At 68.9% G+C, this 15,135-nt stretch carries 18 protein-coding genes; 5 read left to right on the forward strand and 13 right to left on the reverse strand.

Annotated elements, in window-relative coordinates; translation table 11 throughout:
- Positions 1 to 47 precede the first annotated feature (47 nt).
- From ACK4IU_RS11160 to ACK4IU_RS11200, 9 genes are all read right to left on the reverse strand, one after another.
- Complete coding sequence (locus ACK4IU_RS11160) at positions 48 to 635, reverse strand: GNAT family N-acetyltransferase (protein ID WP_409734968.1); 588 nt, start codon at positions 633 to 635, stop codon at positions 48 to 50.
- Positions 626 to 1,465: a molybdopterin guanine dinucleotide synthesis gene (locus tag ACK4IU_RS11165; protein ID WP_409734971.1), complete on the reverse strand. Its 840-nt coding sequence runs from the start codon at positions 1,463 to 1,465 to the stop codon at positions 626 to 628. Before ACK4IU_RS11165 ends, ACK4IU_RS11160 begins: the two co-directional genes overlap by 10 nt.
- Positions 1,458 to 1,949, reverse strand: a complete 492-nt coding sequence (mobB, locus tag ACK4IU_RS11170; RefSeq protein ID WP_409734973.1) for a molybdopterin-guanine dinucleotide biosynthesis protein B — start codon at positions 1,947 to 1,949, stop codon at positions 1,458 to 1,460. Before mobB ends, ACK4IU_RS11165 begins: the two co-directional genes overlap by 8 nt.
- A complete protein-coding gene (gene mobA / locus ACK4IU_RS11175; protein WP_409734975.1) occupies positions 1,946 to 2,536 on the reverse strand; it encodes a molybdenum cofactor guanylyltransferase MobA in 591 nt (196 codons plus the stop codon). Before mobA ends, mobB begins: the two co-directional genes overlap by 4 nt.
- 72 nt (positions 2,537 to 2,608) lie before the next feature.
- A complete protein-coding gene (locus tag ACK4IU_RS11180; RefSeq protein ID WP_409734978.1) occupies positions 2,609 to 3,226 on the reverse strand; it encodes a hypothetical protein in 618 nt (205 codons plus the stop codon).
- A gap of 14 nt (positions 3,227 to 3,240) precedes the next feature.
- Entirely contained in the window at positions 3,241 to 3,390 is a 150-nt protein-coding gene (locus tag ACK4IU_RS11185) for an aa3-type cytochrome c oxidase subunit IV (RefSeq protein WP_149587634.1), read from the reverse strand.
- A 173-nt stretch (positions 3,391 to 3,563) separates the two neighbouring features.
- Entirely contained in the window at positions 3,564 to 3,947 is a 384-nt protein-coding gene (locus ACK4IU_RS11190) for a DUF6173 family protein (protein ID WP_409734980.1), read from the reverse strand.
- A gap of 60 nt (positions 3,948 to 4,007) precedes the next feature.
- Positions 4,008 to 5,198, reverse strand: a complete 1,191-nt coding sequence (gene rlmN, locus ACK4IU_RS11195) for a 23S rRNA (adenine(2503)-C(2))-methyltransferase RlmN (protein WP_409734983.1) — start codon at positions 5,196 to 5,198, stop codon at positions 4,008 to 4,010.
- Positions 5,199 to 5,319: 121 nt separating this feature from the next.
- Positions 5,320 to 5,838, reverse strand: coding sequence for an invasion associated locus B family protein (locus ACK4IU_RS11200; protein ID WP_409734985.1), 519 nt, complete (start codon positions 5,836 to 5,838; stop codon positions 5,320 to 5,322).
- Between the two features lie 167 nt (positions 5,839 to 6,005).
- On the opposite strand from ACK4IU_RS11200, the gene ACK4IU_RS11205 reads away from it, so the two are divergent.
- Both ACK4IU_RS11205 and ACK4IU_RS11210 read left to right on the forward strand, forming a co-directional pair.
- Complete coding sequence (locus ACK4IU_RS11205; protein ID WP_409734987.1) at positions 6,006 to 7,025, forward strand: asparaginase; 1,020 nt, start codon at positions 6,006 to 6,008, stop codon at positions 7,023 to 7,025.
- A 30-nt stretch (positions 7,026 to 7,055) separates the two neighbouring features.
- Positions 7,056 to 7,400 carry a DUF2794 domain-containing protein gene (locus ACK4IU_RS11210; protein WP_149587713.1) on the forward strand — a complete coding sequence of 115 codons (345 nt, stop codon included), beginning with the start codon at positions 7,056 to 7,058 and terminating at the stop codon, positions 7,398 to 7,400.
- A gap of 80 nt (positions 7,401 to 7,480) precedes the next feature.
- On the opposite strand, the gene ACK4IU_RS11215 is transcribed toward ACK4IU_RS11210, so the two are convergent.
- The 3 genes from ACK4IU_RS11215 to ACK4IU_RS11225 form a co-directional block, all read right to left on the reverse strand.
- Positions 7,481 to 8,296, reverse strand: coding sequence for an NlpC/P60 family protein (locus ACK4IU_RS11215; RefSeq protein WP_409734989.1), 816 nt, complete (start codon positions 8,294 to 8,296; stop codon positions 7,481 to 7,483).
- Between the two features lie 72 nt (positions 8,297 to 8,368).
- Positions 8,369 to 9,757 (reverse strand): leucyl aminopeptidase family protein, encoded by a 1,389-nt coding sequence (locus ACK4IU_RS11220; protein WP_409735055.1) that lies wholly within the window; start codon positions 9,755 to 9,757, stop codon positions 8,369 to 8,371.
- Positions 9,758 to 10,051: 294 nt separating this feature from the next.
- The gene (locus ACK4IU_RS11225; protein ID WP_409734991.1) at positions 10,052 to 10,432 is read right to left on the reverse strand and encodes a hypothetical protein; all 381 of its coding nucleotides are present in this window, start codon (positions 10,430 to 10,432) and stop codon (positions 10,052 to 10,054) included.
- Between the two features lie 150 nt (positions 10,433 to 10,582).
- On the opposite strand from ACK4IU_RS11225, the gene ACK4IU_RS11230 reads away from it, so the two are divergent.
- The 3 genes from ACK4IU_RS11230 to ACK4IU_RS11240 all read left to right on the forward strand — a co-directional run bounded on the left by ACK4IU_RS11230 (position 10,583) and on the right by ACK4IU_RS11240 (position 14,223).
- Positions 10,583 to 11,230, forward strand: coding sequence for a carbonic anhydrase (locus ACK4IU_RS11230; RefSeq protein ID WP_149587641.1), 648 nt, complete (start codon positions 10,583 to 10,585; stop codon positions 11,228 to 11,230).
- Between the two features lie 69 nt (positions 11,231 to 11,299).
- The gene (locus ACK4IU_RS11235; protein ID WP_409734994.1) at positions 11,300 to 13,375 is read left to right on the forward strand and encodes a 4Fe-4S binding protein; all 2,076 of its coding nucleotides are present in this window, start codon (positions 11,300 to 11,302) and stop codon (positions 13,373 to 13,375) included.
- Positions 13,372 to 14,223 carry an FAD:protein FMN transferase gene (locus ACK4IU_RS11240; protein WP_409734996.1) on the forward strand — a complete coding sequence of 284 codons (852 nt, stop codon included), beginning with the start codon at positions 13,372 to 13,374 and terminating at the stop codon, positions 14,221 to 14,223. The genes ACK4IU_RS11235 and ACK4IU_RS11240 overlap by 4 nt, the downstream gene beginning before the upstream one ends.
- Before the next feature lie 114 nt (positions 14,224 to 14,337).
- On the opposite strand, the gene ACK4IU_RS11245 is transcribed toward ACK4IU_RS11240, so the two are convergent.
- Positions 14,338 to 15,126, reverse strand: coding sequence for an FAD binding domain-containing protein (locus ACK4IU_RS11245; protein WP_409734998.1), 789 nt, complete (start codon positions 15,124 to 15,126; stop codon positions 14,338 to 14,340).
- Positions 15,127 to 15,135 lie beyond the last annotated feature (9 nt).

Below are 15,135 nucleotides of genomic sequence, written 5' to 3' on the forward strand. Positions count from 1 at the left end.
ACCCGTTGATGACAAAGGCACGGCCCATCCTGTCCACGGTGGACGGACTATTCGACCCGCCGCACCATCACGGTCGAGGCCGCGAATCCGAACAGATAGCGCAGCGGTCCCAGCCGGTCGGTCCGCTCGACCCGGAACCCCTGCCGCTCATACAGGGCGCGGGCGCGGAAGTTGTCCTGGATCACGTCCAGCCGGATCGCGCGATAGCCCCGCTCGGCCGCCTCGCGGCAGAGGGCGGCCAGAAGCTGCGAACCCACCCCCTTGCCCCGATGCGCCCGCGCGACGCAAAGCCCATCGACAAGGAAGCGTTCGTTGTCGATCTCACGCCCCAAGAGCCACAAAAGCGCCCCGCGCCAGCGGCCGCCGAAGGTGCCATAGACCGCCACCAGATCGGCCCAGCTGCCCCCGGCAAAGCTGCCCATGGGGGTCTTGAAGCCTGCGATGCCCACCAGGTCTCCGCTGTCATCGACTGCGGCCAGGCAAAGGTCGCCGCGCATCACCCGCTCGAAGAAGCGCAGGGCCAGCGCATCGGGGCCGAGCACCGGGCCGAGCTTGCCGCCGAAGGCCTCCCAGTACAGCCGTGCCGCCTGCGGGCGCAGCTCGTCGTGCAGGCCGCGGAACAGGGTCACGCCCATGCCAGCGCCTCCTGCAACAGCCGGGCATGGCCCGCGCCGAGGATCCAGCCCTCCTCGGCCGCCTCGGGCGGGGTGTCGAAGAGGGCCGCCAGCCGGTCCGCCCGGGCCAGCGCGAACAGGGCCCGTGACAGAAGCCGCACCTGCGCCCGGTCGGGGATCGGGTCGCCCGAGGCGGCCACCGCAGGGGCCAGAAGCGAGGGATAGACCTCGGCCAGGGTCAACGGGCCGGGGGGCTCGAAGGGCCAGATCCGCGCGCCGCTGACCCTGGCCAGCCGGTGCACCACCGGAATGCCCATGAGCGCCTGCGACCCGACCGAGCCCGCGCCCATCAGCTGCCAGACCGGCTTGGCCGGCGGGTTCTCGCGTTCCACCCGGCGCTTCTCGGCCAGGCCGAGGGCGGCATGGTCCACGGCCTTGAGCGGCGACAGATGCGGGATCTGCCGCGCCTTGGGCCGGCCCCAGAACGGACCCCCACCACCCAGCCGGGCATTGATCGCGGCGGCCACCTCGAAGCGGTTGTTGCGGTTGTCCGGCCCGTCCTCGATCCGCTCCGCCAGCCAGCCATGCAACGCGCGGGCCTCGTCCCGGCCGGTCAACATTCGCGCGAAACCGACAGGGTAGCCCATCGGAAAGTCGAAGCCGACGAGTTGCCGCCCGCCGTCGGCCAGCCGGGCGGTCAGCCAGTCCGAGGCCTCGGCGCGGGTGCGGAAGTAGGCTTCTTCCTGACGGTCCGCCTCGCACAGGCCCGCCCAGATCGCGTCCCTGCTGGCCCGGGCCGGACTGGGCGTGCCCCGGCCCGACCAGTCCACCACGATGACCCGATCAAACAAGCCCGACCTCGCGCAGGATGAAATCGGCCACCGCCCGCGTGTCGTTCAAGTCCAGGACCGGCACCGGCAGCGTCAGCGCCGCATCGGTCGCCACCGCGCGCACCAGCGGGTCGCCGGCCTGGATCAGCGGCTGGCCGGTCTCTGTCCGCCAGACCTCGACCTTGGGGTGGGCGTCGCGCTTGTAGCCCTCGACCAGCACCAGATCGACCGGGGCCAGCCGCGCCAGCACCTGCGGCAGCTCCGGCTCCGGCCCGCGATGTTCGACCAGGATCGCCAGCCGCTCGGCCGCCGCCAGCACCACCTCGCGCGCGCCGGCCTGGCGGTGGCGGTAGGTGTCCTTGCCCGGCTGGTCCAGATCGACCGCGTGATGCACATGCTTGACGGTCGAGACCGAGAAGCCCCGCCCGGTGATCTCGGCCACCAGGCGTTCCATCAGGCTGGTCTTGCCGGAATTCTTCCAGCCGATCACGCCATAGACCTTCATGCCGCCCCCCGGATCAGGGCCTCGGCGGCGGCAAGCTCGTCGGGCGTGTTGAGATTGGCGAAAGCGCGCGGATCGGGGAAGGGGGCGCGGACCACGCCGTGCGCCTCGGCAAAGCGCAGGACGCGGGTTTCGCCTGCCTCCAGAAACGCGGCCAGCGCCGTCGCCAGCCCGACGGGCCAGAGCGCGGTGGCCGGATGGTCCCCGCTGTCGTCCGCCGCGAGGGCCAGCCCCTCGGCCGACGCTTCCGCCGCCAGCAGCAGTCGCGGCACCAGATCGCCCGGCAGGAAGGGGGTATCGACCGGGGTCGAGACGAGATGCGTCGCCCCCATCTCGGCCGCGACGCGCATCCCCGCGAGGATGCCCGACAGCGGACCCCGCGACCCGTCATCCGCGACCACGCGGCAGCCGAAGGGCGCGAACCGCGCCGGATCGCCGTTTGCCGAGATCAGCACGCTGTCCACCTGCGGCTCCAGCCGGTCCAGCACATGGGCGATCAGCGGGCGCCCGGCCAGGGGCACCAGCGCCTTGTCGACCCCGCCCATGCGGCGGCCCTGTCCCCCTGCAAGGATCACTGCGAAGATGCGCACGGCACCCGACCTCTTCCGTCCGGTGCGGAACCCTATCCGATCCCGCGTCCGGTTCAAGCAACGAGGCCGGGATTACAGCAGCGTCCCGTCCCGCTGGCGCATCAGGACGCCGTGGTTGTCGTCGGCATCGTCATCGGTGACGACCCGGGTCGTCACCCCCGGCAGGCGGCCGAAGGCCTCGGACAGCTTCCTCGGGTAGAAGGTCTGCGGCAGGGATTCGAAACCCGGCACCCCACGCAGGATGGACGAGGTCGCCTGCGTGCACATGGCCTTGGGCACTGCGCCATAGGCCTTGACGCGGGCCAATACCAGTTCGGCCACCTCGGGCGAGACGTAGACCGTCTGCTCGATCGTGTTGTAGGTGATGCGGGTGTGGTAATCGAGATAGAAGGCAACAGCCTTGTCGGACATGCCGAAATGCACGTCGTTCCGTTCCGGCAGCTTTGGGTGATACCAGGTGCCGGCCGGGTCGAAGATCACCCGTTCGGAGGCATTGACCAGGATCGCCGAATGGGCACCCGAGCCGGTGCGCGTGTTCACGACCGTGTAAAGCGTTATGTAGGTCGGAGGTCCGGCCACAAAGCGCATGGCATCCACCTGCTCTTGCGGCGCCCACTTCGAGTCCGCCCCGCAGGCGGCCAAGGCCAGCGCGACAACGAGACCGCAGAGAATGCGCAGCAGGCGGGCCATCGCCAGGTCCGGGATCAGGCGTTCACCAGGCCCATGAAGATCAGCACGCCGATGACGATGCAGGTCACCCAGACCGTCATGCGGATGAAGCCCTCGAAGGTCTTCTCCTGCTCGCGGATGTCCATCGAGCCGTGCTTGTACTCGGCGTGGTGCTGGTCGGCCATGGGCGGTTCCCCTTATCTTCCCGGTTTGAAAGCCTGATAGCGGATTCGTTGCGCCCTGTCACGGGGGCGGCGGGACAGGGGGCATTTACCACGAGGCCTCCTCGTTCGACTTCGTCTCCTCGTCGGTGAGGCGTGCTAGGAGCGACGAAGTCGACGACGAACCTTTGCCCGCCTCAGCCGGCCGAACCGTCGCCCGAATCGCCCCCCATCCAGCCCGCGTTCAGCTGGAACCCGATCCGGCGCGGCGGCTCGGCCTTGGCCTCCTTCGGAACGGCGCGCAAGGTGACGGAAAGCTGCGTCACATGCTGGATCAGCTGGGTCCTCGTGCCGTCCTCGTCGCGGCCATAGAAGGTGATGATGTCGGGGTCGAAATAGCCCAGGCCCTCGATCCGCAGCACGCCCGATTCGTCCGAGGCAAAGCCCATGGCGATCTCCTGTTCCGCATCCAGCCCGGCTTCGAAGCTGCGGATATAGGCGACCAGCCGGTCATGGACCGAAGCGGCTGGGCTTTTCGGCGTTTGGCTCCTGACTTTGGCGGACTTCCGGGTGGTGGCCATGGGACGCTCCCTCTTGCGCGGAAGGCCAGAGAACGCGACTGCGGCCGAGCCCGCAAGGGGTCAGCCGAGGCCGGCCTCGGCCGCGATCTGCGCCTTCGACTTCCGCGCCCGCTCGGTGGCCGATTTCAGCTGGCCGCAGGCGGCCATGATGTCCTCGCCGCGCGGTGTGCGGATCGGGCTGGCGTAACCGGCCTTGTAGATGATGTCGGCGAAGGCGTGGATCCGGTTGCCCGACGACCGCTTGTAGGGCGCGCCCGGCCATTCGTTGAACGGGATCAGGTTCACCTTGGCCGGGATCCCTTCCAGAAGTTTCACCAGCCGGTGCGCATCTTCCTTCGTGTCGTTCACCCCGTCCAGCATCACATATTCGAAGGTGATCCGCTCGCTGTTCGACAGGCCCGGATAGGCTTTCAGCGCCTCGAGAAGCGTGGCGATGTTCCAGCGCTTGTTGATCGGCACCAGCACGTCGCGGACCTCGTCCGTCGTCGCATGGAAGCTGATCGCCAGCTGGCAGCCGATCTCGGTCGCGGTGCGGGCGATCTCCGGGACGACACCGCTGGTCGAGAGAGTGATCCGCCGGCGGCCGAGCGCGATGCCCTCGCCGTCCATCACGATCTGCATCGCGTCGCGGACGTTCTCGAAGTTGTAGAGCGGCTCGCCCATCCCCATCAGCACGATGTTCGAGATCAGCCGCACCTCTTCCTTGGGTGCGCCGGGGACCGGCCATTCGTCCAGATCGTCGCGCGCCATCATCACCTGGCCGACGATTTCCGCCGCGGTCAGGTTGCGCACCAGTTTCTGCGTGCCGGTGTGGCAGAAGGAACAGGTCAGCGTACACCCGACCTGGGACGAGATGCACAGGGTTCCACGGTCGGTTTCCGGGATATAGACCACCTCGACCTCATGGCCGCCGGCGATGCGCACCAGATACTTGCGCGTGCCGTCCGCAGAGATCTGGCGGGTGACGACCTCGGGGATCTCGATGGTGAAATGCCGCTCCAGAAGCGCGCGATAGTCCTTGGCGAGGTTGGTCATCTGCGCGAAATCGCGCACGCCCCAGTGATAGACCCATTGCCAGACCTGGCCGAGGCGCATCTTCGCCTGTTTCTCGGGCGTGCCGGCGGCGATCAGCGCCTGCCGCAGGGCCTCGCGGGTCAGGCCGACGATGTTCGTCCTGCCTCCCTCGGGCAACTTGCGCGGGAGGGTCAGAACGTCCTGCGTGATCGGGGCGGTTGCCGGTGCGGCGGTCATTGGGCAGATCCTTCGGTCGGGCCTTGTCACAGGCGATCTGGGCTGGCGCGCATATAGGGCAGGGGGGCACAAAAGAAAAGCGCCCCGCGAAGGGGGCGCCCGGTTGGCCGGCCTGATGGCCTTACTTGCAGCGCTTCTCGGCGTCTTCCATGGCGGCGGTGAAACCGCGCAACGAGAAGGTGTCCTTCGTCTGCGTGCCCTTGCCGGACCGCGCGGTCAGGACCGCAGTGGTGCCGGCCTTCATCGCGGCCAGAAGCTTTGCATCCTCCTCCGCGCTGCCCGGCCAGGCCCATTCGCCATCGGTGAACAGCTGGTAGGTGGCGCCGTCGATCGCGACATCGACCGTCGAGCCGCTGGCGAAGGGATAACCGCCGGTAAAGCTGATCTCGCCCGGCTTGCCCGGACGGAAGGTCACGAACAGAAGGATGTCGCCGCGCCGCACCGAAACCGGCTGGCCGTCGCGGGTGTTCACCGTCTCCTTCGGCTTGGAAACGCCCCAGCACTCCTTGGGGTTCTCCTCGGTGAAGACGTTCCAGTCCGTCATCGTGGCGACGCGATTGGTCGATTCCTGGGCCTGGGCAGCCGCCCCGGCAAGCGTGATCGCGGCAACCGCCAGCGTGCGACCGAAAAGGGATGTCATGGTTGACGCAGCCTCCAAGCTGTCTTCCTTTCGCGCCGTTCTGCCCTGCCCGAATGGCCTTTTCGGCTGGCGCGGCGACGTTCTACCCGATATTCCAGCCATACTCAAACAGGCCGGGCGGCGAAAGCCCTCTGGGCGACAATTCGCGCATATGTGACGGAGGTTCGATGGCACAGATCGGGGCACAGGTCGGCGAAGGCGCGGTTCCGATGCTGGAAGTCTGGCGCGGCGGCATCCAGGAATGCGTGCACCGGGGCCATGCGGTGATCTGCGACACCAAGGGCATCGTCGCGGCCTGGGGCAACCCGGACGCGGTGATCTTCCCGCGGTCGTCGGCCAAGATGATCCAGGCCCTGCCGCTGATCGAGACCGGGGCGGCTGCCGCCCATGGCCTGACCGACCGCCAGCTGGCGCTGGCTTGTGCAAGCCACGAAGGTGCCGAACTGCATGTCGGCATGGCCGCGCGCTGGATCGCCGATCTGGGCTTGAGCGAGACCGACCTGCGCTGCGGCGCGCACGAGCCCGGCAACCGTGCCGAACGCGACCGCCTGATCCGCGCAGGCGAGGCCCCCTGCCAATTGCACAACAACTGTTCCGGCAAGCATTCCGGCTTTCTCACCGTCACCCGTCACCTGAAGGCCGGGCCGGAATATGTCGAGATCGACCATCCCCTGCAAAGGGCCGTCCGCGCCGCGACAGAGGAAACCACGGGCGAGACGGTCGCGGGCTGGGGGGTGGACGGCTGCTCGGCGCCGAACTTCGCGATGTCGGTCGCGGGGCTCGCCCGGTCGATGGCCGCCTTTGCCACGGCACGCGAGGGGCACGGCGCACGCGAGGATGCCATGTACCGGCTGGCCCGGGCGATGGCCGCGCATCCCGAACTGGTCTCGGGCGAGGGGCGGGCCTGCACGGAACTGATGCGCGCCATGGGCGGGCGCGTGGCGCTGAAGGGCGGGGCCGAGGCGGTCTATGTCGGCATCGTGCCGGAAAAGGGCCTCGGCATCGCGCTCAAGGTGGTGGACGGGGGCGAGCGCGGCTCGCAGGCGGCGATCGCCGCGCTTCTGGCGCGGATCGGCGTGCTGGACCCGGCCCATCCCGAGGCGGTCAAGCGGATGGCGGGCGTCCAGCGCAACTGGCGCGGGCTGGAAACCGGGTTCCTGCGGCTGGCACCGGGCTTTCCCGGTTGATTTGGAGGGCAAAGCGGGTAAGCTTTGCCGATGAACGCCGAGGCGCCGATCCCGTTTCCGCAGTCCGACCGCATCGCCGATGAGGTCAGCTTCGACCGGAAGGAACTGGGCCAGATCCTGCGGGTCTATGGCCGGATGGTCGCCGCCGGGGAATGGCGAGATTACGCCATCGCCGCGATGCGCGACCTTGCGGTCTTTGCCGTGTTTCGTCGCACCTCGGAAACCCCGCTCTACCGCATCGAGAAGCGCCCGAAGCTGCGCCACCGGCAGGGGCTTTATGCCGTGGTTGGCATGGACGGCCGGGTGCTGCGCCGGGGCCATGACCTCGACCAGGTGCTCAAGGTGCTGGAGCGTCGGCTGATCGGCCCTGTCTGAGACCGCGCCTCGTCCTGCGGCAGCACCCCGTCCTCGGTGCCCCGCGCGAGGCGTGACGCAGTCATCGACGAGCCCGCCGCCTACAGCCGCTGCCGCGTCTGCACCAGCCCTCCGCCGCCGGCCGAGATCCGTGCAACCGCCTCTTTCATCCCTTCGTAGGACACCGACATCGTGTGACCATTGGCATGGATCACCCGGTCGCGGTCCACCACCATCGCCACATGACCTTTCCAAAAGATCAGGTCGCCGCGCTTCATCGGCTCGTTCGGGGCCAGCTGGCGGCCGAGCTGCATCTGCATGTCGCTGTCGCCGGGGCAGGGCAGCCCGCAGGCATGCAGCGAAAGTTGCACGAGGCCCGAACAGTCCAGCCCGAACCGCGAATTGCCGCCCCAGAGATAGGGCGTTCCCAGAAGGCTTTCGGCCACGCTGACGGGATCGGTCGCCCAGTCGCCCAGTGCCCTCAAGTGGCGCAGCGGGACAAAGCCATGCGGCGTGTTGGCCCAGGCCCCCCAGGATCCGATGACCGCCAGCCGCGACCCGAGGCTTAGCGCCATCCGCTCCGGGGCCTGGACCTGAGGCTCGGAATAGATATGCGTGCCGGGCGCCGCCACCCAATGCGTCGGCGCCGGACCCTGGCCCAGGTCGCTTTCCTCCATCCAGCCGCAATAGCCGTCCTTGGCCGACAGGACGAACACATGCCCCTGCTCGCGGTCGATCACCGTCACCGCCTCGCCCAGCAGCAGCTGGCGATCGCGGGTCCCGCCCGGGCGGTCGCAGAGATTGGCAACCGGCACGATCACCTGTGCCTGCAAGCCTTCCGTCAGCGGCGCATTGACCAGACCGGACAGCGACACATGCGCAACCCGGCCGGAAAAGGGCGTCAGCCTGCGGTCCATTGCGATTTCCTCCACTCGTCCACTCACTGCCTGCCACAACCCGCAGGCCTGACCGCCCCCACAACGGTTCCGCTAGAGTTCCATCATTTCCGCCAGGCCTTCAAGCACGGCGCGGGCGCCCTGGCCGACGCCGCCCTTCGGCCGCGCGGGCTGGTCGCTGGGCGTATGGCCGTAGATGTCGAAATGAAGGTACCGCGGCCCTTCGACAAAACGGCGCAGGAACAGGGCCGCGGTGATCGACCCCGCAAAGCCGTAGCCCGGCGCGTTGTCAAGATCGGCGATGCCGGGCTCGATTACGCTGTCATAGGGATCATGGAAGGGCATCCGCCACACTGGATCGAAGCCCTTGCGCGCACCCGCCTCCAGCGCGGCCGCCAGCCCTGCGTCGTCGGTGTAGTAGGGCGCGAGGTCCGGCCCTACCGCCACGCGCGCCGCGCCGGTCAGGGTCGCCATGCTGATCAGCACGTCCGGCGCATCTTCGCAGGCAAGGGCCAGCGCATCGGCCAGCACCAGCCGCCCCTCGGCGTCGGTGTCGTTGACCTCGACCGTCAGGCCCTTGCGGCTGGTCAGGATGTCCTTCGGCTTGATCGCGTTGCCCGCAACCACGTTCTCCACCGCCGGGACCAGCACGCGCAGCCGCAGCGGCAGTTTCAACGCCATGACCATGCGCGCCAGCCCCATGACCGTCGCCGCGCCGCCCATGTCCTTCTTCATCAGGTTCATGCCCGACGAGGGCTTCAGGTTCAGCCCCCCGGTGTCGAAGCAGACCCCCTTGCCGACCAGCGTCAGCTTCGGCCCCTTGTCGCCCCAGCGCAGATCCAGCAGGCGCGGCGCGCGCGGGCTGGCGCGGCCGACCGCATGGATCATCGGGAAGTTCCGTGCCAGCAGGTCATCGCCCCGGATCGCCTGAACCGAGGCCCCGAAACCGGCCCCCAGCGCCACGAGCGCGGCTTCCAGTTCGTCCGGCCCCATGTCCTCGGCCGGTGTGTTGATGAGGTCGCGGGTCAGGGCCTCGCCTTCGGCCATGGCCAGCAGGCGGGCCGGGTCCATTCCCTTGGGGCAGACCAGGCGCGCAAGTGCGGTGGGCTTGCGGCCCGGGCGATAACGGTCGAAGCGGTAGCCCGAAAGCAACCACGCAAGGGTGGCTTCGGTCGCCTCTGCCTTATCGAGCGCGCCCTCAAGCCGCCAGTCGCCTGTGGGCAGACCCGTGACCGCCTTGGCGAGCCCGAACCTCGTCCGACGCCGGGCCTGCGGCGTGCCGAAGCCCGCGACCGCCCCGGCAAGACCGCCCGCCGGATCCGGCAACAGCCGCAAATCGCCCAGCCCGGCCTCAAATCCGGTCGCCTTCAGCCAGTCCGCCCAGGTCTTGCCGGCTCCGTTCAGAAAGCCTGGCAATTCCTCGGGGCGCAGGACATGCAAGGGCAGTGCGGCGGCTGTGGGTTCGGCGAAGGCGACGGTCACGCGAGGTTTCATCCAGAAGGTTGGTCGGGATATTTCACCCAGATGCGTGCTTCACGGTCAGAAAGCAAGCATTTCCAGAGTATTGCGCCAGATTGCCGTCGATTCCCCGCAAATTTGGTTCCCTTGCGGCGCACTGTAGCACTGGCGTGACTGCACCCCTTGACGGCCGATTGCGCGCGCCATTCGGCCTGCAACCTTTCCTTGTGCGACTCGCCCGGCATCAGTGACGCCCAAGATTGTCGCGCAGGGCTTCTTCGCCGTCTGCGCACTCCTGGTCCATGGATCGACGGCCGGTCATATCAGCTGGTCGGCAAGCCCTGCTTCGATCGCCAGCGACCTTTCGGCAACCCGCATCAGCCGCGCCCAGACCGCCGAGAAGGCCGTGCTGTCGGCGCATTCGAGGCAGGTCTTGGCATCCCCTGCCACGGTCGCAAGGCTGGACAGGCCAAGCTCGTCCGCAAGCCGTGCCAGCCGCCCCAGCTGCCGCGCCATGTCGCGCAATTCCTGAGCTCGGACCTTTTCGGCGATCTCTGCCATGGTCAGCGCCAGTTCGCCCAGGGCCCGCGTCACCATCTGTTCGGCCACCGGCGCACCGAGGTTGCGGTAGATCACCGCGATCGCCTCGACATCCTGACGCACGACCTCGCGTGGCCTGAGAGTGGCAATCTCTCCCATCACAAACACCCAAGTTTCATCACACCCGTGCACAGCCTGCGCCTGCATGCTGAACAATTGATTGCCCGGATGGGATCCGGGCCTGATTTTGCCTCTCGAATTTTCCGCAAATGCAGCCTAGGCAGGGGCGCATACCAAGGATGCCCGCGCATGACACCGATCCGCCCGCTTCCCGCCTACCTTGTCCAGCGCTTCCACGGCTGGCGCGCCACGACCTATCAGGACAACCGCGCCTGGTATCGCCGTCTGGCCGAAAGTGGCCAGCATCCGCGCGCCATGGTGATCTCCTGCTGCGACAGCCGCGTGCACGTCACCTCGATCTTCGGCGCGGACGAGGGCGAGTTCTTCATCCACCGCAACATCGCCAACCTGGTGCCGCCCTACAACCCGGACGGCGAGTATCACGGCACCTCGGCGGCGGTGGAATATGCCGTCACCTCGCTGGGGGTGGCGCATATCGTGGTGCTGGGCCATTCCAACTGTGGCGGGGTCAAGGGGTGCCACGACATGTGCCGGGGCCACGCGCCCGCGCTGGAAGAGAAGACCAGCTTCGTAGGTCGCTGGATGGACATCCTGCGCCCCGGCTTCGAGAAGGTCGCGCACCTGCCCGATGCGGAAATCCTTCAGGCGCTGGAAAAGCAGGCGGTGCTGACCAGCCTCGAGAACCTGCTGACCTTCCCCTTCGTTCGCGCGGCGGTCGAGGATGACCGGCTGACGCTGCACGGGCTGTGGAACAACACCGGGGAAGGTCTGCTTGAAGCCTACGATCCGGCGCGGGGCGGGTTCTTCGCTGTCTGAGCCCTGTCGCCGCACCCGGCCGACTTTGGTCGGATACGCGCAGGGCGTGGTCGGGCCTATTGTCGGCCCATGCGCGCGCTGCTCTGCCTTCTCTGGATCTGCCTGACGGCCGTCGTCGCCGCCGCCGACCCTTCGCCGCGCGACCGGATCGCGCCCCTGATCGTGCCGCCCTACGCGCTGGGCGAGGCGCTGGATGACCGCGGGGTCTACAGCCTGCTCAACTCGGGCGGGGCAGAGGCGGGCTATGTGTTCGAGACCGGCCCGCTTGCCCCCCTGCCGGGCTTTTCCGGCGGGCCGATCAACATGCTGGTGATGCTGGACCTGCAGGGCACCTTCATCGACGTCCGCCTTCTCGACCATAACGAGCCGATCTTCGTCTCGGGCCTGGGCGAGGCGCCGTTCCTCAAGTTCCTCGAACAGTATCGCGGCCATTCGATCAACGAACCGCTGGTCGTGGGCACCCCCTACGGCTCCGGGGGCGGGGCCGACCTCGTCTATCTCGACGGGGTCACCAAGGCCACGGCCTCGGTCCGCATTGCGCATGAATCGATCCTGGCCGCGGCGCTGGCCGTGGCGCGCGAACGGATGCAGGGCATCCAGTCCGCGCCGCCCGCACGGCCGGACCCCGGCCTCGACGAACCCCTCACCTGGGAGGACCTGGTCGCACAGGGCATCGCCCGCAACCTGCGCGTCACCAATGCCGAGGCCGACGCGGCCTTTGCCGGAACGCTCTGGGCGACGGACGACCCCGAGGCGCGGGCGGACCCGGATGGCCTCTATCTCGACCTCTGGGCTGTGGACCTTGGCCCGCCCTCGGTCGCGCGCGCCGTGCTGAGCCCCGAAAGCCTGTCCGAACTCGGCCGCTTCCTTGCCGTCTCGCCGCAGGACGAACCGATCCTCGTGATCGACACCGCCCGGCACGGCCTCGTGTCGAAGGACTTCGTCCGCAACACCGCGCCCGACCTCCTGTCGGCCACGCAGGGTGGCCTGCCCCTGGCGCTGCGCGATGCGGACCTGTTGTTCGAGACGCTGCCAGAAGTCCTCGAAGGCACCGCGATGATCCTGCGCATCGACCGCCGCCTCGGGTTCGATCCCGCCGCCGACTGGGAGCTGTCCGCCACCGCGCTGCGCGAACATGGCCAGTTCCAGCCCGAGATCGGCAGCGCCCATTTCACACTGACCCTCGCCGCGCCCGAACGGTTCTTCCTGCGCGAAACCCCGCCGCAGAAGCTCGCCCCCTGGCAGGAGGCGATCCTGAACCGGCAGACGGATCTCTGGGCGCTGACCGGGCTTCTTGCCGTGATGCTTGCCGCCCTCGGCCCCGGGATGAACCGTCTGGCCGACCACGCGCTGTTCACCCCGATCCGCCTTGCCACCCTTGCGATCGTCACCGGCTTCATCGGCTTCTGGGGGCAGGGGCAGCTGTCCATCGTCACGCCGCTTGCCACGCTGCGCACCGCGCTGGACGGCGGGTCGCTGGCCTTCCTGCTTTACGACCCCTTCTCGCTTCTCATCTGGGCGACTGCCATCCTCGGCTTCGTCCTCTGGGGCAGGGGGCTCTTCTGCGGCTGGCTCTGCCCCTTCGGCGCGCTGCAGGAATTCGCCCACCACGCGGGCCGCCTGCTCCGCCTGCCGCAATGGGACCCCCCGGCCCGCTGGGACGGCCGGCTGAAATGGCTCAAGTACGGCCTCCTCGCGGCGCTCGTCGGAGTCACGCTCTTCGCCCCCGGCCACCTCGACACCGCCGCCGAGGTGGAACCCTTCAAGACCGCAATCACCACCTTCTTCCTCCGCGACTGGCCCTTTGTCGCCTATGCCGCGCTGTGGCTGGTCCTTGGTCTCTTCACCTTCAAGGGCTTCTGCCGCTGGGTCTGCCCGCTCGGCGCGCTCATGGCGATCGGCGGCCTGATCCGCGGCCGCGACTGGATCGCCCGGCGCAAGGAATGCGGCTCGCCCTGCCAGCTGTGTCGGGTGCGCTGCAAGTACGGGGCGATCAAGGCGAGCGGACAGGTCCAGTATTCCGAATGTTTCCAGTGCCTCGACTGCGTGACGATCCACAATTCGCCAGCCGCCTGCGTGCCCCTGGTCCTCGCCGGCAAGGGTCGCCCCCTGGCTCCCCCGCAGCTGCGCGAGGCGAAGGCATGAACCGCCGCCACTTCCTTGCCCTGTCCGCCGCGGCGCTGGCCACCCCGGCCCGGGCGCAAACGACATGGCGGGGTCGCGCCTTCGGGGCCGACTGCGCCCTCACCCTCGCCGGCGACGTGCGACGGGCCGAGGCCGCGCTGGCAAGCCTCCCGGCGCTGATCGAGGCCATCGAGGCCGACTTCTCCCTCCACCGCCCCTCGGCCCTGACCAGCCTGAACGCGACGGGCCGTCTTGCCGACCCATCCCCCGCCTTCCGCGCGTTGACGGACCTCGCCGATGCCGTCCACCACCTGACGGACGGGGCCTTCGACCCCAGCGTCCAGCCCCTCTGGCAGGCCGCCGCCGAGGGTCGCCCGACCGCTGCCCCCATCGGCTGGCACCGCGTCCGGCGCGACGGCGGCATCGCGCTCGAGCCCGGCATGGCGCTGACCTTCAACGGCATCGCCCAGGGCTTCGGCGCCGATACCGTCCGCGCCCATCTCGCCGCGCACGGGTTTGACCACGCGCTGATCGACATGGGCGAGATGGCGGCGCTCGGCGGCCCCTTCCGTCTCGGGCTAAGCGATCCGGCCCATGGCCAGCTTGCCACCCGCACCCTGACCGGCACGGCGATCGCCACCTCCTCGCCCATGGCGACGCTGGCAGGCGGCCAGCCGCATATCCTGCACCCGCAGGGCCTGCCGCCGCTCTGGTCCACCGTCTCGGTCGAGGCGACCTCGGCAACCCTCGCCGACGCCCTGTCCACCGCGCTGGTCTTCCTGCCGGCAGACCGCATTGCCCGACTCCGCCACCCCGGACTGATCCGCGTCACGCTGATCGACCCGGACGGCAACCTGACCACGACCTGACCGCCGGGCGCCTCCCTCCCCCCTCCGTGGGGGAGGGAGGGGGTGGGGGCACCCGGGCCAAGAAGGAAGGCCCGGCGGATCGCTCCGCCGGGCCTCTCGTCCAGTCCGTTCGGATCAGCCCGCCGCGGTCACCGCGCGCCCGGTCAGCACCTTGACGAGGTTCGCCCGATAGGCGGCCGAGCCATGCAGGTCCGAGTTCATCCCCGCCGGATCCACGCTCAGCCCCGACAGCGCCGAGGCCGAGAAGTCCGCCGACAGCGCCCGTTCGGCCTCGGCCCAGCGGAAGACGCCGTCGTTGCCCGCCCCGGTTACCGCGACGCGGACGCCGCTCGCGAACTTGGCCACGAAGACCCCGGTCAGGGCAAAGCGGCTGGCGGGCTGGTTGAACTTCACATAGGCCGCCTTCTGCGGGATCGGGAAGATCACGCTGGTCACGAACTCCCCGTCCTCCAGCGCCGTGGTGAACAGGCCCTGGAAATAGTCGTCCGCCGCGATCTTGCGCTTGTTGGTCACCACCGTCGCGCCCGAGGCCAGCACCGCCGAGGGATAGCAGGCCGCCGGGTCGTTGTTGGCGATCGACCCGCCGATGGTGCCGCGCGACCGCACCGCCGGGTCGCCGATGCCCCCCGCCAGGTCGGCCAGCGCCGGGTAATGCGCGCGGGCCTCATTCGCCACGACCGCATGAGGCGTCGCCGCGCCGACATGCAGGCCCCCGTCGCCCATGCAGACGCCCTGCATCTCCTTGATGCCGGTCAGGCTGACCAGCACGGCCGGCTGCGCCAGGCGCTGCTTCATCGTCGGGATCAGCGTCTGCCCGCCCGAGAGGGCCTGCGCCCCTTCAGCGGCCAGCGCCTTGGCCGCATCCGCGATGGTCGAGGGTTTTGCGAAATCGAAGTTGTGCATGATGGCCCC

The organism is Tabrizicola flagellatus (assembly GCF_046295235.1).
Classification (GTDB): Bacteria; Pseudomonadota; Alphaproteobacteria; order Rhodobacterales; family Rhodobacteraceae; genus Tabrizicola; species Tabrizicola flagellata_A.